Source organism: Kribbella sp. NPDC020701, assembly GCF_055562215.1.
Map to the genome: position 1 here is coordinate 450,536 of NZ_JBVHFT010000004.1, position 16,774 is coordinate 467,309.

Annotated in this window: 19 protein-coding genes; 8 read left to right on the forward strand and 11 right to left on the reverse strand. The window is 69.1% G+C overall.

Annotated features, from left to right (window positions below; translation table 11 throughout):
• Positions 1-17 precede the first annotated feature (17 nt).
• A complete protein-coding gene (locus ACZ3HV_RS12355; RefSeq protein ID WP_465683616.1) occupies positions 18-275 on the reverse strand; it encodes a hypothetical protein in 258 nt (85 codons plus the stop codon).
• A 71-nt stretch (positions 276-346) separates the two neighbouring features.
• Between ACZ3HV_RS12355 and ACZ3HV_RS12360 the strand changes: the two genes are divergently transcribed.
• Positions 347-640: a hypothetical protein gene (locus ACZ3HV_RS12360; RefSeq protein ID WP_465683618.1), complete on the forward strand. Its 294-nt coding sequence runs from the start codon at positions 347-349 to the stop codon at positions 638-640.
• A 19-nt stretch (positions 641-659) separates the two neighbouring features.
• Here the strand turns inward: ACZ3HV_RS12360 and ACZ3HV_RS12365 are convergent, their stop codons facing one another.
• Positions 660-1,436, reverse strand: a complete 777-nt coding sequence (locus ACZ3HV_RS12365) for an MBL fold metallo-hydrolase (RefSeq protein ID WP_465683619.1) — start codon at positions 1,434-1,436, stop codon at positions 660-662.
• Between the two features lie 18 nt (positions 1,437-1,454).
• On the opposite strand from ACZ3HV_RS12365, the gene ACZ3HV_RS12370 reads away from it, so the two are divergent.
• Together ACZ3HV_RS12370 and ACZ3HV_RS12375 are read left to right on the forward strand one after the other, a co-directional pair.
• The gene (locus ACZ3HV_RS12370) at positions 1,455-2,810 is read left to right on the forward strand and encodes a DNA polymerase IV (RefSeq protein WP_465683621.1); all 1,356 of its coding nucleotides are present in this window, start codon (positions 1,455-1,457) and stop codon (positions 2,808-2,810) included.
• A complete protein-coding gene (locus ACZ3HV_RS12375) occupies positions 2,803-3,738 on the forward strand; it encodes a hypothetical protein (RefSeq protein WP_465683623.1) in 936 nt (311 codons plus the stop codon). The genes ACZ3HV_RS12370 and ACZ3HV_RS12375 overlap by 8 nt, the downstream gene beginning before the upstream one ends.
• Here ACZ3HV_RS12375 and ddaH read toward each other — a convergent pair.
• The 7 genes from ddaH to ACZ3HV_RS12410 are packed head-to-tail and all read right to left on the reverse strand — an operon-like array spanning position 3,707 to position 8,430.
• Positions 3,707-4,468 carry a dimethylargininase gene (ddaH, locus tag ACZ3HV_RS12380; protein ID WP_465683625.1) on the reverse strand — a complete coding sequence of 254 codons (762 nt, stop codon included), beginning with the start codon at positions 4,466-4,468 and terminating at the stop codon, positions 3,707-3,709. The two genes, ACZ3HV_RS12375 and ddaH, sit on opposite strands and share 32 nt — an antisense overlap.
• A gap of 32 nt (positions 4,469-4,500) precedes the next feature.
• Positions 4,501-5,232, reverse strand: coding sequence for an MBL fold metallo-hydrolase (locus ACZ3HV_RS12385; RefSeq protein WP_465683627.1), 732 nt, complete (start codon positions 5,230-5,232; stop codon positions 4,501-4,503).
• Complete coding sequence (locus tag ACZ3HV_RS12390) at positions 5,229-5,621, reverse strand: YccF domain-containing protein (RefSeq protein ID WP_360375422.1); 393 nt, start codon at positions 5,619-5,621, stop codon at positions 5,229-5,231. The genes ACZ3HV_RS12385 and ACZ3HV_RS12390 overlap by 4 nt, the downstream gene beginning before the upstream one ends.
• Complete coding sequence (locus tag ACZ3HV_RS12395) at positions 5,618-5,956, reverse strand: hypothetical protein (protein WP_465683629.1); 339 nt, start codon at positions 5,954-5,956, stop codon at positions 5,618-5,620. Before ACZ3HV_RS12395 ends, ACZ3HV_RS12390 begins: the two co-directional genes overlap by 4 nt.
• Positions 5,872-6,492, reverse strand: a complete 621-nt coding sequence (locus tag ACZ3HV_RS12400; RefSeq protein ID WP_465683631.1) for an alpha/beta fold hydrolase — start codon at positions 6,490-6,492, stop codon at positions 5,872-5,874. The genes ACZ3HV_RS12395 and ACZ3HV_RS12400 overlap by 85 nt, the downstream gene beginning before the upstream one ends.
• Positions 6,464-7,600 (reverse strand): saccharopine dehydrogenase family protein, encoded by a 1,137-nt coding sequence (locus ACZ3HV_RS12405; protein ID WP_465683633.1) that lies wholly within the window; start codon positions 7,598-7,600, stop codon positions 6,464-6,466. The genes ACZ3HV_RS12400 and ACZ3HV_RS12405 overlap by 29 nt, the downstream gene beginning before the upstream one ends.
• Positions 7,597-8,430, reverse strand: coding sequence for an SDR family oxidoreductase (locus ACZ3HV_RS12410; RefSeq protein ID WP_465683635.1), 834 nt, complete (start codon positions 8,428-8,430; stop codon positions 7,597-7,599). The genes ACZ3HV_RS12405 and ACZ3HV_RS12410 overlap by 4 nt, the downstream gene beginning before the upstream one ends.
• 312 nt (positions 8,431-8,742) lie before the next feature.
• Between ACZ3HV_RS12410 and ACZ3HV_RS12415 the strand changes: the two genes are divergently transcribed.
• The 4 genes from ACZ3HV_RS12415 (at position 8,743) to ACZ3HV_RS12430 (ending at position 13,674) form a co-directional block, all read left to right on the forward strand.
• Positions 8,743-9,339: a TetR/AcrR family transcriptional regulator gene (locus ACZ3HV_RS12415; protein ID WP_465683637.1), complete on the forward strand. Its 597-nt coding sequence runs from the start codon at positions 8,743-8,745 to the stop codon at positions 9,337-9,339.
• 16 nt (positions 9,340-9,355) lie between these two features.
• A complete protein-coding gene (gene xth / locus ACZ3HV_RS12420) occupies positions 9,356-10,159 on the forward strand; it encodes an exodeoxyribonuclease III (RefSeq protein WP_465683639.1) in 804 nt (267 codons plus the stop codon).
• 57 nt (positions 10,160-10,216) lie between these two features.
• A complete protein-coding gene (locus ACZ3HV_RS12425) occupies positions 10,217-12,301 on the forward strand; it encodes a S9 family peptidase (RefSeq protein ID WP_465683641.1) in 2,085 nt (694 codons plus the stop codon).
• 413 nt (positions 12,302-12,714) lie between these two features.
• Entirely contained in the window at positions 12,715-13,674 is a 960-nt protein-coding gene (locus tag ACZ3HV_RS12430; protein WP_465683643.1) for a sigma-70 family RNA polymerase sigma factor, read from the forward strand.
• Between the two features lie 113 nt (positions 13,675-13,787).
• On the opposite strand, the gene ACZ3HV_RS12435 is transcribed toward ACZ3HV_RS12430, so the two are convergent.
• Together ACZ3HV_RS12435 and ACZ3HV_RS12440 are read right to left on the reverse strand one after the other, a co-directional pair.
• On the reverse strand, positions 13,788-14,504 hold the full coding sequence (locus ACZ3HV_RS12435; protein ID WP_465683645.1) for an HAD family hydrolase: 717 nt from the start codon (positions 14,502-14,504) through the stop codon (positions 13,788-13,790).
• A 46-nt stretch (positions 14,505-14,550) separates the two neighbouring features.
• Positions 14,551-15,738 carry a lysostaphin resistance A-like protein gene (locus tag ACZ3HV_RS12440; protein WP_465683647.1) on the reverse strand — a complete coding sequence of 396 codons (1,188 nt, stop codon included), beginning with the start codon at positions 15,736-15,738 and terminating at the stop codon, positions 14,551-14,553.
• A 48-nt stretch (positions 15,739-15,786) separates the two neighbouring features.
• Between ACZ3HV_RS12440 and ACZ3HV_RS12445 the strand changes: the two genes are divergently transcribed.
• Entirely contained in the window at positions 15,787-16,755 is a 969-nt protein-coding gene (locus tag ACZ3HV_RS12445) for a Dyp-type peroxidase (RefSeq protein ID WP_465683649.1), read from the forward strand.
• Positions 16,756-16,774: the final 19 nt, after the last annotated feature.

Here is a 16,774-nt window from a genome sequence, read left to right on the forward strand (position 1 = left end):
TCGCGTCGTGGGATCGGTCAGTCGGGGTAGACGGCGGGATCCGCCGAGACGGCCGGCGGTTTGCGCGGCTGGAGTGACGGGTCGGACTGGACGGCGTCGGCCAGGTCGCGGCAGCGTGCGAAGGTGACGCCGCCGGACGCCTGGGCGTACTCGATCAGCGAGCGCAGGGCGAGCAGGCGGCTCGGGCGACCGGACAGGAACGGGTGCAGGCACAGGTTGAACAGGCAGCGATAGTGCCGCATCGCGTCCAGCTCCGCCGTCCACAGCTCCAGCACCTTCCGCGGATGACCGACCCCATCTGCGGCGACGGGAGATACGCGTACTGCTCCCAGTCGTCGAGCGACCAGTGCACCGGCAACTCCACGATCGGCCGGTCCGCGACCTCGAGGACGTACGGGCGATCGTCGCCCATCAGGGACGAGTCGTACGCAAGGCCGTGCTCGGCGATCAGGTCGAGCGTGACCCGGGTCGCCTCCCACAGCGCGGCCCGGTGCCCGCGGATCTCGATGCCTTGCGCAACGAACACCTCCAGGGCACGTTCGAAGGCCGCCCGCTCCTCCGCCGCCGTGAGCGTGGTCGGAGCGCGATGGCTGTACGAGTGATGCGCGACCTCATGGCCGTACTCGACGATCATCCATGAACCGCCTGCCTCAGCACGCCTAGACCGGGTAGACGATGAAGTGGTCGCGCACGATCCGCGTCGGCTCGGGTCCGGCCTCGTCGAGCACGTCCGCGAGCTCGGTCAGTACGCCGGGCTCGAGCGGCAGCTCGTGTTCGCCGGGATGCCGGTCGGCGCCCATCTCGTAGTCACGGCCGGGCTCGCGGGTCAGCTCGATGTGCGCGCCGAGGATCCACTCCACCGGATTGCCCGAAGCAACGAAGTCGGCCAGTCGGCGCACGCTGGCGCGGAAGGCGGTCCAGTCCTTCACGTACAGCCGGCCCGGATAGAGGGAGTCGCCGGTCAGCAGCAGCCGGGTCGCCCGGTCGTAGACGGCGATGTCGGCGCCCTGATGACCTGGGATGGGAAGGAGGTCGACGACCCGCTCCCCGAGGTCGAGCCGGCCGGCACCCTCCGGCCAGTCCAGACCGAAGTAGGTTGCGACCTCGTCGGCGGTCAGCCCGACGACGTGGTCGAACTCGGAGTCCCCGCCGACGTGGTCGCCGTGGCCGTGCGTGTGCGCGACGATCAACTCCTGGCCGGTGAGCAGGCTCTCCACGAGCGGGCGCAGCTGGGCGTGACCGGTGCCCGTGTCCAGCAGCAGGGCGCGTTCAGTGCCGAGGAGCAGGTACAGGAACGGGCCCTCGAAGTTGGTCCGGAGCGACTGGCGGATGATCGCCGTGCGGTCGTCGTACCAGTGGACCTGGTGCTCGGGACCGGCCGGATCGGTGCCGTCGTCCCAGTGCGTGGGGAAGCTCATCCCGGAATTGTCGGTCATACCGGGGACACTGGGTTCGTGCGAGGGGATCCGTCGGTGCTGCATGTCGATCTGGACGCGTTCTTCGCGGCCGTCGAGCAGCGGGACAAGCCGTCGCTGCGGGGCAAGCCCGTCGTCGTCGGCGGCGTCGGCGTCCGCGGTGTCGTGTCGACCGCGTCGTACGAGGCCCGCAAGTACGGCGTCCGCTCCGCCATGTCGACCGCGGAAGCGCGATCCCGCTGTCCGCACGCGGCGTACCTGGGTCCGCGCTTCGAGGTGTACCGGCGGGCCAGCCAGGCGGTGATGGCCGAGATGCGGGCGCTCTCGCCGCTGGTCGAGCCGCTGTCGCTGGACGAGGCGTTCATCGACCTGGCCGCGTCCGGTCTCAGCGGGCTCACGGTCGACGACGTGCAGGCGATCGCATCGGATCTCAAGGAGGCGATCCGGAAGGTCAGCGGCGGTCTCACCGCGTCGGTCGGCGCCGGGACCTCGAAGCTGATCGCGAAGATCGCCAGCGACCTGGACAAGCCCGACGGTGTGGTCGTCGTGCCGGCCGGGACGGAGGCCGAGTTCCTCGCGCCGATGCAGGTCACCGTGATCCCCGGGGTCGGTCCGGCGACGGCCCAGCGGCTCGGCATGGCCGGCGTCCGTACGGTCGCGGACCTGCAGCAACTCGACGAGGACGAGCTGGTCCGGCAGGTCGGATCCGCCCACGGCACGAGCCTGCACCGGCTCGCGGTCGCGGCCGACGACCGCCCGGTGGTGAGCGACCGGGAGACCAAGTCGGTCAGCGTCGAGGACACCTTCGAGACCGACCTCATCGACCGCGCGCTGCTGGCCGCGATCGGCGACCGGATGGCCCACCGCGTCTCCGAACGCCTGCAGAAGGCACAGCTCTCCGGCCGGACCGTCACAGTGAAGACCCGGATGCACGACTTCACCACCCATACCCGCTCGTCGACGCTGGCCGGTCCGACCGACGATGCCCGGGTGATCGCCCGGGTCGCGCGCCGGCTCCTCGACGACAGCGAGATCGGTGGCGGCATCCGGTTGCTCGGCGTCGGTGTGTCGTCACTGGCCGACTGGATCCAGGACGACCTCTTCACCGAGAGCGAGCATGCCGAGACGCCGGTCGAGGTGGTCGAGTTGCCCGAGCGCGCCCGCGACTCGATCGGCTTCTACCCGGGCCAGGACGTCACGCATGCGGACTACGGGTCCGGCTGGGTCTGGGGCTCCGGCCGCGGCCGGGTCACGGTTCGCTTCGAGACCGCCGAGACCCCTCCAGGCCCGGTCCGCACGTTCGCCGTCGACGATCCAGCCCTGGCAAAAGTCGTACCCGCCGCGGCGGATGAGGACGACGAACCCGACAATGACCAGAATGGGTCAGGTGAATGAGGAACGGCGGGGGGTTTACCCGTTCTGTGGACCGTGTACGGCGTCGTCCGTGGCGTCGCGGGGCGTCGAGACAGCCAGGCCGATGGGCGGCCGCTTCTACGGGCACCACGACGTCTGTGAGAACTGCGGCTCGTCGGTACGCACGCTGTACAGCACGATCCTGTGGGTCCCGGTGTCGAAGATCGGGCGGTACCGGATCATCCCGACCGGCGGCCGCAGCTACGTCGGCCGGCAGGTGATCGAGCAGCCGATCGAGACCGTCGTACGCCGGCCGGTGTCGGCACTCGCGCAGCACCCGGAGCTCGACGGCGATCCGGCGTACCAGCGGGCCGAGGCGTACTGGGACGAGAGCGAGCCCGGTCAGGCGCTGCCCTTCTACCAGTCGGCACTGATCGAGCGGGAGAAGGTGCTCGCGGCCGACGATCCGGCCACGCTGCGGGTTCGGCTGCGGGTCGCGCAAGGGCTGCTCGCGACTGCGAACTACGGACGGGCGATCGCGTGGTTCGAGCTGGTGACACCTCAACTCGTGGAGGTGTTCGGGCCGAACCATGAGCTGACCCGGGCCGCGGCCGAGGCGGTCGCCGGGGCACGGTTGATGGTCGGCGGTCCGCGCTCGGAGGCGCAACTCCTCGCGGACATCGTCGCTGTCGACGCCCGGGACCTGGATCCGCACGACCCACAGCTGCTCCGCGACCGAGCGGCACTCGGCCGGGCGCTGCTCGCGTGTGGCGAGATCTCGGCCGCGCTCGAGGCACTGACCCGGACGGTCGAGGACGCCGCCGCGGGCCATCCCGACACCTCGGTCTATCGCACGGCACTGGTGGAGGCGTGCGACGTGGCCGAGGCGCGGGGCAAGAAGCGGGATGTGGTGGCAGCCGAGGAAGCGCGGCGGTTGCTCAACGGCGCAGCCGCACCGACAAGCAGGTGACACAGCCCTCGAGCTTCTCGAACTCACTGATGTCGACGACGACCGGCTTGTAGCCGAGCTGCTCGAACAGCTCGGCCGACTTCGGCGCGGACGCGGCGATCAGCAGCCGGTCCTCCCCGAGCAGGACGACGTGCGACCCCGCCACCTCGGGCACCGGCCGGAAGCGGTCGAACGCTGCCGGGTCGTCGACGAGTGGCTCGTACCCGACTACGGTCCCGTCCGGCAGCGCCGTCACGGCCGACTTCAGGTGCAGCACCTTCCGGACCGGCACCGGGCGTACGTCGGTCCCGAGCGGCGCTAGCGCGTCTCGCAGTTGCCGGATGCCCTCTTCGTTCGTACGTCCGCCTTGGCCGACGTACACGATCGATCCGATCTTGAGAACGTCGCCGCCGTCGAGGGTGCCCGGTTCGGCGATGTGCGTGAGGCGGTAGCCCAGTCCCTCGACCGTCTTTGCCGCTGCGGCGGCTTCCGGCCGGCGTTCCTCGGCGCCGGACCGCGCGATCACCGCGAGGTCGTCGTACACGACCATCGTGTCCTCGATGAAGACGCCGTCCGGGCAATCGTCGATCGCGGGCACCTCGACCGTGGTCCATCCGGTGGCCTCGAGTGCGGCGACGTACGCCTGCCACTGCCGTACGGCGAGATCGGCATCGACCGGGGTCCGTTCGATGTGGGTGACGAGTCCGTCGGCGAGGCGCGGGCTGGGACGGCGAACCAAGGCGGTGGGCATGCCCGCAGGTTAACGGGGTACCGGGAGTCGGGTCAGAGCGTGAGTACGAGGCCTTCCTCGGCTGCAATGACCTCGCCGTCGAACTCCTGTGCTGCCTCGGCGACCGAGACCGACCGATCAGAGCCTGGCCAGAAGTGCGTCAGGAGTAGGCGCCTCGCCCCGCCGGCACCACGGGCTGCCTCGGTGGCGGTCATGATGAAGCGGGGGGTTGTCTGTGGCGACGGGCCCTGCAGGGTCGCGTCGGAGATGAAGAGGTCGGTTCCGTCAGCCAGCTTGTGCAGGTCGGGCGACGGTCCGCTGTCGCCGGTGTAGGCAACGGACACTCCCGGCGCTGTCAGTCGCACACCGAGGTTGGTCTTGTAGTGCGGCAACTCGACGGTCTCGACGGCGAATGGGCCGAGCTGCGTGGTCGTCGCGAGATCGTGCACGGCGAAGACGGCGGCCGGGTCCGGCTCCGGTTCGAGGGCACGGAGTACGTCGAGAACGCCCGGGGCGCAGTGCAGCGGGATGGGCGGTGCATCCGGTGCCTCGTAGTACCTGACGCGGGCGAGAGCGCTTACGTCGACACAGTGGTCGGGGTGCTGGTGGGTCACCACGACCGCGTCGATGTCGCCCTGCGGACGGTGTTCGAGCAGCCGTGGGAGGGCGGCGTACCCGAGGTCGAGGACCACGCGGAAGCCGTCGTACTCGAGCAGGAAGCCGGCGCACGCGCGGCCGGCCTCGGGCCAGGCGCCGCAGGAGCCGAGGACGGTGAGCGACCTCACCGGGCCGCGAACGGGCGGTCGCTGGGCACGATCTCCTTGCCCAGCGGGACCAGCGAGATCGGGATCAGCTTGAAGTTCGCGACGCCGAGCGGGATGCCGATGATCGTCAGGCACAGCGCGATGCCGGTGGCCAGGTGGCCGAGCGCCAGCCACCAGCCGGCGAAGATGATCCAGATCAGGTTGCCGAGCAGCGCGCCCGCGCCGGCGCTCGGCTTGTCGACCATGGTCCGGCCGAACGGCCACAGCGTGAACCCGGCGATCCGGAACGCCGCGATGCCGAACGGGATCGTCACGATCAGCACACAGCAGATGATGCCGGCGACCGCGTAGCCGATCGCCAGCCAGAACCCGGCCAGCACCAGCCAGATCAGGTTGAGAAGTGTCCTCATGCCTCCCAGCCTGCCACCTGACGGGTGTGTTCCCGTACCAGCCGGGCGACAAGTCCGGGATCGTTCCGGGGCATCCAGTGGCCACCCCTGACCAGCTTCACAGTCAGGTTCGGGGCCCAGCGCGCGATGTCGGTCTGCAACGGCGTGGTGACGAACGCGTCGCCGTCCGGGGAGACCGCGAGGACGGGTACGTCGGTACGGCGTTCGGCCGGCCTGATCAGTCGCGGGAGGATGTTGGCGCGGTAGAGGTTCAGACCGTTGAGGTAATCGCCCAGCGAGCGCTCTCCGAACGGTGACTCCGCTCCCCCGGCCGCACGCTCGAGGCGGCCGAACACCCGGTGCGCCCAGCCCTTGCGCCAGCCTCGCTCCGGCAGCCAGGCAGGTGGAAGTAGAAGATGTACCAGGAGTGCAGCAACTGGCGAACGCCCTCACCCGGCCGCTTGCGGGTCCGGAGGAAGTAGCCGGCGTGATCCAGCGACGGCCCCGAGATCGACACGTACGACGAGATCCGGCCGCGCAACCGCTCACTCGTGACGAAGTGCCAGGACTGGATCGATCCCCAATCGTGCGCCAGCACCTGCACCGGCCGATCCGGTGACACGGCGTCGATCACCGCGACGAAATCGTCCTCGAGCCGGTCCAGGTGGTACGCCGATCGCCCGCGAGGGTGATCGGAGTCGCCGGCACCGCGGACGTCGTACGCGACGATCCGGAACTGGCCGGCCAGCCGCTCGGCGACCGGTCGCCACAGGGACGCGTTGTCCGGGTAGCCGTGGACACAGACGAGCACGGGTGCGTCCGGATCGCCGTACTCGTGGATTGCGATCCGGACTCCGTCGGGACTAGTAGTCGTCCGTGCTGAGGGTGGCAAAGGTCATCCCCGCCTTCACGAGCCGCTCGCGCAGCGCCGGACCCATGGCCGCGGCTGTGGTGGTCTGGCCGGCCGTGACCGGGAGATCGTCGCGGGACAGGCAGACTGCGCTCTCCGCGAGCATCTTCGCGGTCTCGTCGTACCCGGGATCGCCGCCGGCGACCTCGGTGATCACCTGCTTGCCGCCACCGCGGCCGACGAAACGGACGTTGAACCAGGACCGCGCGCGGCGCTCCGGGCTCGGACCATCTCCGGGCTTCAGCCTGCTGAGCAAGGCGTTCCGCAGCGGCGGTATCTGCGCGGCGGCGATCAGGAGGCCGACGGTACCGATGCCTCCGGCAACCATCGGGAGGCGCTTCATCGCCGCGTAGTGCGAGTAGCGGAAATCGGGACCGTAGGTATCGAGCAGCCGGGCAGAGTAGGCAACGATCTGCGGGTCGACCGTCGGCAATGGGACCGCCCAGAAGCCTTGCTGGCGGTGGATCTTGCCCGGCACGGCGCGGGCCTTGCGGTCCTCGGGACGCGGCTCGGCGCGGCGGCGGGCGCGGTGCGCGTCCAGGTTCTGCTTCGGGCGGGAGAACGCGGTGATCGCGGTGTGGAAGGTACCGCCGGATGGCCGGCCGCCGGCGCGGAGCAGGCCGTCGACCTGGATCGGGACCCGCTCCGGCAACTGCTCGACGGTGTACTGGACGCCGAGGTCGTACGGGATCGAGTCGAAGCCGCAGGCGTGCACGATCCGGGCACCGGTTTGGACGGCTCGCTCGTGGTAGCGGACGTACATGCGGTCGACGAACTCGGACTCGCCGGTGAGGTCGAGGTAGTCGGTGCCTGCGTCAGCACACGCGGCCACGAGCGGTTCGCCGTACTGGACGTACGGCCCGACCGTGGTGGCGACGACCTTCGTCGACTCGGCCAGGGCTTGGAGGGACTTCGGATCCGTGACGTCCGCGTAGAGGACGTCCTTGCCGAAGGCCTCCAGCTTCTTTTGGTTGCGTCCGGCAACCGCCCACTTCAGGTCGGCCGGCGCGTTCTTGGCGAGGTACTCCACGGTCAGCGATCCGGTGAACCCACTCGCGCCGAGCAGGACGACGTCGTACTCGCCGCTCACTGGTGTCCGGCCTTCTCCTCGTAAGCGAGCGCTGCCCGGTCGGCCTTCGGCACACTGAAGCGCGAACCCGCCTCGATCACGTGCGGAATCACCCAGCGGAACACTTTCATCGCACCGATCCATCCAGGCACGTGCACGGTGCGAGAGCGCTTGCTGATGCCCGTGACGAACTTGTCCACGGCGAAGTCGAGTGGGTACACCTTGCTCGCGAACGGGATGCCGGTGCGGACCTTGCCGAACACCGGGTGGCTGTCCACTCCGCGCACCATGTCGGTGTCGACGAAGGTCATGTGCGCGACTCCGACCCGGACGCCGAGGTGCTTCAGTTCCGGCCGCAGCGTGTCGCCCATCGCCTCGACACCGGCCTTGGCCACGTTGTACGACGCGAGTCCGGGGATGTGCACGATGGCCGCGAGCGACGAGACCAGGAGCAGGTAGCCCTTGCTCTCGAGCAGGTGCGGCAGGGTGAGGTGGACAGTACGCCAGACGCCGTACAGGTCAACGTCGAGGACGCGCTCCCAGACCGCCGGGTCCATGCTCCGGCTGAACCCTGGCGCCGCGATCCCGGCGTTCGCCATCACCACGTCGATCCGGCCGTACCGCTCGGCCACCGCCTCGACCGCCGTACGCAGCGACTCGGTGTCGGTGACGTCGGCCTCCCACCAGCCGGCGTCCGGGCCACAGTCCTCCGCGACCTTCTTCAGCTCGGCCGGCTCCAGGCCGATCAGCGCGAGCTTGGCGCCGTCACCTGCCAGCTTCCGGGCCACCGCGGCGCCGATCCCCCGGGACGCACCGGTGATGAGGACGACTTGACCGGCCAACGGACGCATCTGGACCTCCTGCTTGTTGAGTAGGTACTCAACAGTAAGTGCTTATTGACCGAATACTCAATAGACTAGGTCCTATGACGGTGCTCTTGGCCTCGCCTCCGGCTCGGCGGGTCATGGGGCCTGGCTCCCGGCCTTCCCTCGTCGCTCCAGTCGCTTCGCTCCCTCCACTCCTCAGTCCAGGCCGGGAGGCCCCATGACTGTGCTCTTGGCCTCGCCTCCGGCTCGGCGGGTCATGGGGCTTTACTCCCGGCCTTCCCTCGTCGCTCCAGTCGCTTCGCTCCCTCCACTCCTCAGTCCAGGCCGGGAGGCCCCATGACCCAGACCTCGTCCGCCCGGCTGCGCCCTGACGAACGGCGTGCGCAGATCCTGGGGGCGGCGCGGCGCGTGCTGCTCGCGGATCCGCACCGCGAGCTGACGGTCGAGCTGGTCGCCGCCGAGGCCGGCGTCTCCCCCGCGCTGCTCTTCCACTACTTCGGCTCGAAGAAGAAGTTCCAGTACGCCGTGATCGAGGAGGCCGCCGCCGAGGTCATCCTGCGGACGGCCCCCGACCCGGCGCTGCCCCCGGACGAGCGGCTCCGGTCCGGCATCCGCGCGTTCGTCCGGGCGGTCCTGGAGGCGCCACAGCTCTACCGGGCCACGCTGCTGATGTCAGCCGCCGGCGATCCCGCCGTACGAGCGTTGCACTCCGAGATCCGCCAGGTGTTCAGCCAGTGGGTGATCAGCGCGGTCGCCGAGCGCGGGATCGAGATCACCCCGACCGTGGAGCTCGCCTGTCACGGCTGGCAGGGGTACGTCGAACAGACGCTGATGACGTGGATCGACAATCCCTCGGTGTCCGCCGACGCGCTCGAGCATCTCTGCGAGCAGTCCCTCGACGCCATCCTCACGACGACAGCCGATCGGGTCTGAACGGTAGGGTTCTCGGGTGCTGACGGTTGCCACGGTGAATGTGAATGGGATCAGGGCCGCGTTCCGGCGCGGGATGGGGCCGTGGCTGGAGGAGACCGATCCGGACCTGTTGCTGATGCAGGAAGTTCGCGCGACGGACGACGTACTGCGCGAGCACCTCGGCGGGGACTGGAGCATCGCGCATGCCGAGCCGTGGATCGACGGGCACAAGGGACGCGCGGGTGTCGCGGTGGCCAGTCGGCGGCCGATCAAGGACGAGCGCGGCGAGATCGGGCCGGAGCGGTTCGCCGGGTGCGGGCGGTGGGTGGAGGCGGACGTCGTACTCGACGACGGTACGACGCTGACGGCGGTGAGCACGTATGTGTTCACGGGCGAGTTCGAGACCCCGCCGCGGCAGGAGGAGAAGTACGCGTTCCTGGATGCGATGACCGCCCGGCTGACCGAGCTGCGCGCGGACGGACGGCACGTGCTGCTCTGCGGCGACCTCAACATCGCCCACCGCGAGGTCGACCTGAAAGCCTGGAAGGCGAACCGCAAGAAGAGCGGCTTCCTCCCCGAGGAGCGCGCCTGGATGGATCGTTTGTTCGAGTCCGGCTGGGTCGACCTCGGCCGCCACTTCGGCGGCGCAGGCCCCGGCCCCTACTCCTGGTGGTCCTGGCGCGGCAAGGCGTTCGACAACGACGCCGGCTGGCGCATCGACTACCAAATCGCCTCCCCCGCCCTAGCCACCACAGCCACCACCTGCACCATCCACCGAGCCCCCACCTACGCCGAACGCTGGAGCGACCACGCCCCCGTCGTCGCGACGTACGACGCCTGAACCTGGAGTCCGGGAAACCGGCCGACGCTGCCGGCGACAGGCGGGTAGTCTCGCGGCATGTCCGAGTTGAAGTCTTTTGGTGAGCCCCCGGTTGCGGCCCGGAAGCCGGTTGAGCGGCGGCATCATGGTGATGTTTTCGTTGATGAGTACGAGTGGTTGCGGGACAAGACCGACGACGAGGTGCTGGGGTATCTGCGGGCCGAGAACTCCTACACCCAGGCTCGTACCGCACAGCTGGAATCGTTGCGTGAGGCAATCTTCAAGGAGATCTCGGATCGCACGCTGCAGACCGACCTGAGCGTGCCGGCCCGGCGCGGCGGGTACTGGTACTACTCGCGCACGATCGAGGGCAAGCAGTACTCGCTGCACTGCCGCGTCAAGGTGGATGGCGACCAGCCGCCGGCGACCGACGGCGACATCCCCGGCGAGGAGCTGATGCTCGACGGCAACGAGGTGGCCGGCGACTCGGAGTTCTTCTCGCTCGGCACCGTCGACGTCTCCCCCGACGGCCGCCTGCTCGCGTACTCCGTCGACCTCAAGGGCGACGAGCGGTTCACCCTGCGGATCAAGGACCTGAACACGGGCGACCTCCTGCCCGACGAGCTCCCCGAGGTGCACTACGGCTCGGCCTGGTCCGCCGACAGCTCCACGATCTTCTACACCAAGGTCGACGACGCCTGGCGCCCGTACCAGGTCTGGCGGCACGCCCTGGGTACGACGGACGACGTCCTGGTGATGGAAGAGCCGGATGAGCGGTTCTGGATCGGCGTCGACCTGACCCGCAACGAAAAGGCGATCCTGATCGCGCTCGGCAGCAAGCTCACCAGCGAGGTTTGGATGCTGGACGCCAACGACCCCGCCGGGCAGCCGGTCGTGGTGGCCCCGCGCCGTGAAGGCGTGGAGTACGACGTCGAGCACGACGGCGACCTGCTCCTGATCACCCACAACGCGGACGCGTCCAACTTCTCGCTGGCCACTGCACCACTCGACTCCCCCGGCGACTGGACGACGCTGATCCAGGGCGACACGTCGAGCCGCCTGCTCGGCACGGACGCCTTCGCCGACCACGTCATCCTGTATCGCCGCCGCGACGCACTCACCGAGCTCGCGATCATGCGCCGTACCTCCGAAGGCTTCGGCACCCCGGAGGTGCTCGAGTTCGACGAGCCGATCCACACCGTCTCCCCCGGACGCAACGACGAGTGGCACGAAACCAGGTACCGGTTCGGCTACACGTCCCTGGTCACGCCGGGTTCGACGTACGACGTGGATATCGCGACCGGAGAGCGACGGCTGCTGAAGCAGCAGCCGGTGCTGGGTGGCGTGGACCTCGGCGCGTACACGCAGTACCGGGAGTGGGCGACCGCAGCGGACGGGACCAAGGTGCCGATCTCGATGGTCGCGCGCAAGGACGTCGCGAAGGACGGCAACGCGCCGGTCGTGCTGTACGGATATGGCTCGTACGAGAGCTCGATGGATCCGTGGTTCTCGATCCCGCGGTTGTCGCTGCTCGATCGCGGCGTGGTGTTCGCGATCGCCCACATCCGCGGCGGAGGTGAGCTCGGCCGGCACTGGTACGACAACGGGAAGACGCTGACCAAGCGGAACACCTTCACCGACTTCATCGCATGCGCCGAGCACCTGGTCACCGCGGGCTGGACCCGGCCGGAACGGATCGTCGCGCAAGGTGGCAGCGCCGGTGGCCTGCTGATGGGCGCGGTGGCGAACCTGGCGCCGAAGGCGTTCGGCGGGATCGTCGCGGAGGTTCCGTTCGTCGACCCGCTGACCACGATCCTCGACCCGTCCCTGCCGCTGACCGTCATCGAGTGGGAGGAGTGGGGCAATCCGCTCGAGGACCCGGCGGTGTACGAGTACATGAAGTCCTACTCGCCGTACGAAAACGTCAGCGCGCAGGACTATCCGCGGATCCTGGCGATCACCAGCCTGAACGACACCCGGGTCTTCTTCGTCGAGCCCGCCAAGTGGGTGGCGAAACTCCGGGAGACCGCCACCGGTGACGTCGACGTCCTGCTGAAAACGGAAATGGACGCGGGTCACGGCGGCCGCAGCGGCCGGTACGACGCCTGGCGCGAGGTGGCGTTCTCACTGGCCTGGGAGCTGGACACCCTCGGCCTGGCCTGACGTCGCGGCGACGCCGCCGGCCTGCTGGTTCACGCCTCGTTTCGGGCGGGAACACGGCGGGTACCGGCGGCGTTGCTGCTGGCTGGAGGCAGAACGTATTTCGAGTCCCCGATCAGGTGTGTCGTGCAACACATTCAGGGCCCAGACGGGTGCTGATTCTGGACAGATTCTCAGGTTTCCTTCCCGGTGCGCCGCTGGACAACGGTGCCGAATTCCCTTGGTTTTGGCGTGAATTCGGTTCCGGACGGTCAAGGGCGTCCGGGCAGCGGTCGTCACGGGCGGTGGGACACCGGTTTCCGGCGCGGATCGCTGCCAGGAACTCTCAGGGAACGTTCAGGGTGTTTACACACTCGTCCTGGAATCTTGAACCGTACTCGAGCGTTGCTCTCCATGTAACGACGAAGGGAGTTTCGGTGGCTCGCATGACTCGGGTCCGCACCGCGGACGACGGTATCGACGGCAAGGACAGCGTCGGTCTCTACCTCGAAGAGATCGCGCGCACGCCCCTGCTCACCGCTGAGGAAGAAGTCGAGCTCGCTGAGACGGTCGAGGCAGGTCTCCTCGCGGAGCAACTGCTGGCCGAGGGGCGGGTTGGACGGAAGAAGGGCGGAGCGCCCAAATATGCGACGGAGGACGAGCTGGAGTGGCTGGCCGAAGAGGGCCAGCGCGCACAGCAGCGATTCGTGACCGCGAACCTCCGCTTGGTGGTGTCGATCGCCCGCCGGTACGGACGTTCCCAGATGCCGCTGCTGGACCTGGTCCAGGAGGGCAACACGGGGCTGATCCGGGCGGTGGAGAAGTTCGACTACCGGAAGGGATTCAAGTTCTCGACGTACGCGACCTGGTGGGTGCGGCAGGCCATCACCCGCGGTATCGCGCAGCAGGCCCGAGTGGTCCGGCTGCCGGTGCACGTGGTGGAGCAGCTGAACCAGATCGGGTCGGCGCGGCGGACGCTGGAGCGCAAGCTCGGGCGTGAGCCGGAGATCGACGAGATCGCGGCGGAGCTGGACCTGGACGTGGATCGGGTCACTGAACTGATCCGGATCGGCCGGGACCACATCAGCCTGGACAACCCGATCGACGACGAGGGCGAGACCTCGCTGGGCGACCTGATCGCGGCCGAGACCGCGCCGGGCCCGGACCAGCTGGTCGCCGACGCGTCGGACCGCTCGGGCCTGTTCAGCCTGGTCGACAAGCTCGACCCGCGGTCGGCGGACGTCATCCGGCGCCGCTACGGACTGCACGACGGCCGCCAGGCCAAGCTCGCCGACATCGGCGCGGTGCACGGCATCTCCGCCGAGCGAGTGCGCCAGATCGAGCGCGAGGCCCTGGGCCGGCTCCGCCTCCTGGCGGATCCGACACTGGCAGCCTGACCCACCTCCGAAACCCCCAAAGGACCCCCGAGCCTCCCGGCTCGGGGGTCCTACTTTGTCCAGAGGTGGATCCAGGACGTGGTCGCTAGCCGTAGCGAGTCGGCGACGTGACGTCAGGCGGCGGCCTCGTTCCAGGTGCTGATCAGGCCAGGAAGCTCGGCCAGGCGCTGGATCGTGGCATCCGGCGTGCCCTCGGTGTGGCCGATCTGCTCGCCCGGGATCGCGCTGTGCGGGACGTGCGCTGCGCGCATACCGACGTTCTGAGCGCCCCAGACGTCGTCGAAGAGCCGATCCCCGACGAACAGGCACTTCGACGGCTCCGACACCTCGACCGCCCGCATCGCCGCCAGGAAGGCCTCCGGGTGCGGCTTCGTGTAAGGGATCTCGCTGGTGTAGACAGCCCCGTCGATCAGCTCGAGTACGCCGTCGCGCGCGAAGATGTCCTCATGCCGCCGGCGCGGCCAGAGCGTGTTCGACAGGACGCCGACCTTCAGCCCCTGAGCCCGGATCGCGTGCAGGGTGTCGAGCGCGTCCGGCTCGAGCAGGGTGTGCGGGTCCCACTGCCGCTCGTACTCCGCGAGAGCCGCCGGGGTCATCACCGTCTCCGCCAGCAGGCACACCTCCTCGAAGGTGCTGCTCAGATGCTCGTCCCGGGAGCGGCGCCAGACCGACCTCTCCGCGGTGACCAGCCGGGTGGCCAGCTCCTCCGCCCTGGCCTCGTCGATCAGCGTGGCCACCGACCGCCAGGCGTCGTACAGGTCGATGTCGTGCCAGGTTGCCAGCGTGCCACCCCAGTCGAACAGGACGGCTTCGATCTTCGCGTTCGTCACGCGATCACCCTGCCAGAGCCCACCGACAGTCCGCGCCCGATTTTCCTCAGCTGACCCGCGCGATCTGCTGACGCCGGGCCAGCCAGACCACGGCCGCGGCGTAGAACACCAGGCACGGGATGTCCGAGACCAGCAGCGTCCACGGCGCACCGCCCTGATCGTCCCAGCCGTCCAGCCGACCAGTTGCCGCTGGCAACAAGAACGCGAAGAGGTTGTTCATCGCGTGCAGCGCGATCCCGGCCTCCAGTCCCCCGGTCCGCACGGTCAGACAACCGAGCATGACCGCGAACAGGAAGATGTCGGCCATCGCCCAGCCCGTGTACCCGTGCGCCGACACGAACGCCGCGCTCGCGATCACGATCCCGGGCCACGGCGAGCGGAACAGCGTCCGGATCCACTGCCGCGGGCCGTCCTTCTGGTCCGGTCCGTAGGCGCCGACCGCCTGGATCAGCCATCCCCGGAACAGGAACTCCTCCGCCGCCGACTGGAACGGCACCAGGAGAATGATCACCAGGGCCGGAACGGCGAACGCTCCGAAGCCGACCCAGGACCCGCCGTCGTCGGTCGGTCCCGCGTCCTGGTTCGGGAAGATCGCGTCGACCAGCACGCCCAGGCCGAGCGACAGCGCCAGGTAGCCGAGGCCGGGCAGGCAGCACATCAGCAACCATCGCCAGCGGATCCGGTTCAGGACCGAGGCGACGCTCCAGAACGGCCGGCGCTGGACCAGCCAGGCGGTGAACGCCACGAACGGTGTGAGGGCGCCGAGCATCACCAGCGTGAGCGCGAGGTTCTCGGTGGCGCTCGGGAAGATGTCGTTGCCCTGCGGCTGGGAGATCTCGCCGGTGATCAGGCCGTGCACGATCTCCCAGGCGACCGCCACGCCCGCGGTGATGAAGAGGATGCCGGCGCCGAGGAACAGGGTGCCGACGATCGGCCGCCACCACGCGTGCTTCGCGGTGCGGGCCAGGCGGTGGTACGGCGTACCCGCCGGGGCCGGGATGGTCCGGGGCTCGCGGGGGGCGAACTGCGCCGGGTACTGCGGCGCGCCCCATTGCTGGGGGTACGGCGGCGGCGCGCCCCACTGCTGCGGGTGCGGCCCCGGAGGCGGGTAGGCAGCCGGTGGTGGGTAGCTGCCTGGTGGTGGGCCTTGCGGGTGGGGCGGGGGCGGCGGGTACTGCCCCGGCTGGGAGTATGGGCCCGGTTGTGAGGGCGGCCTGGGTTCTTGCGGGTCCATGACTGGACTCTAGAAGATCGGGCCAAGCTTCAGTGGAGGGAGACCACGGTGGTAACTGATCCGACACCTGGGCCGGCCGCAGCGACGCGCGCGCTGCCGCAGTCGGTGCTGATGCCGTTGACGGGTTCGGCGATCTTTCTGGTCGTCCGGATCGAACCGGGCGGCGAGGAGACGGCCCGGGATCTGCTGGAACGGATGAGCGGTCTGACCAGGTCGGTCGGCTTCCGCGTCCCCGCCGGCAATCTGTCCTGCGTCACCAGCATCGGGTCGGACGTGTGGGACCGCTTGTTCAGCGGCCCGCGACCGGCCGAGCTGCACCCGTTCGTCGAGCTCCAGGGCGCCACCCACCGCGCGGTCTCCACGCCCGGCGACCTGCTCTTCCACATCCGCGCCGCCCACATGGATCAGTGCTTCGAGCTCGCCGGCCAGATCATGAACGTCCTCGACGGCGCCGCCACGGTCGTCGACGAGGTCCAGGGCTTCAAGTACTTCGAGATGCGCGACCTGCTCGGCTTCGTCGACGGCACCGAGAACCCGGCCGGCGTCACAGCCCAGAACGCCGTACTGATCGGCGCCGAGGATCCGGACTTCGCCGGTGGCAGCTACGTCATCGTGCAGAAGTACCTGCACGACCTGAAGGCGTGGAACGCGCTCACCGTCGAGCAGCAGGAGCAGGCGGTCGGCCGGACGAAGCTCGACGACATCGAGATGGGCGACGACGTCAAGCCGGCCAACGCCCACATCGCGCTGAACGTGGTGGAGGACGAGGACGGCAACGAGCTGAAGATCCTGCGCGACAACATGCCGTTCGGCAGCATCGCGGAGCAGGAGTTCGGCACCTACTTCATCGGGTACGCCAAGACGCCCTCGATCACCGAGCTGATGCTCCGCCGGATGTTCATCGGCGAGCCCGAGGGCAACCACGACCGCCTCCTCGACTTCTCCACCGCGGTCACCGGCACCCTCTTCTTCACCCCCACCACCGGCTTCCTCGACGACCTCCCGCCCGCCCCCTGAGGCGTTCACCGACCCGAGG

Excerpts from the sequence above, each read along its gene's own strand:
- ACZ3HV_RS12415 (WP_465683637.1), top strand. The coding sequence starts at position 8,743 with ATGACCCAGACCTCGTCCGCCCGGCTGCGCCCTGACGAACGGCGTGCG.
- ACZ3HV_RS12390 (WP_360375422.1), bottom strand. The coding sequence starts at position 5,621 with ATGAGGACACTTCTCAACCTGATCTGGCTGGTGCTGGCCGGGTTCTGG.
- ACZ3HV_RS12440 (WP_465683647.1), bottom strand. The coding sequence starts at position 15,738 with ATGGACCCGCAAGAACCCAGGCCGCCCTCACAACCGGGCCCATACTCC.
- ddaH (WP_465683625.1), bottom strand. The coding sequence starts at position 4,468 with ATGCCCACCGCCTTGGTTCGCCGTCCCAGCCCGCGCCTCGCCGACGGA.
- ACZ3HV_RS12365 (WP_465683619.1), bottom strand. The coding sequence starts at position 1,436 with ATGACCGACAATTCCGGGATGAGCTTCCCCACGCACTGGGACGACGGC.
- ACZ3HV_RS12410 (WP_465683635.1), bottom strand. The coding sequence starts at position 8,430 with ATGCGTCCGTTGGCCGGTCAAGTCGTCCTCATCACCGGTGCGTCCCGG.
- ACZ3HV_RS12425 (WP_465683641.1), top strand. The coding sequence starts at position 10,217 with ATGTCCGAGTTGAAGTCTTTTGGTGAGCCCCCGGTTGCGGCCCGGAAG.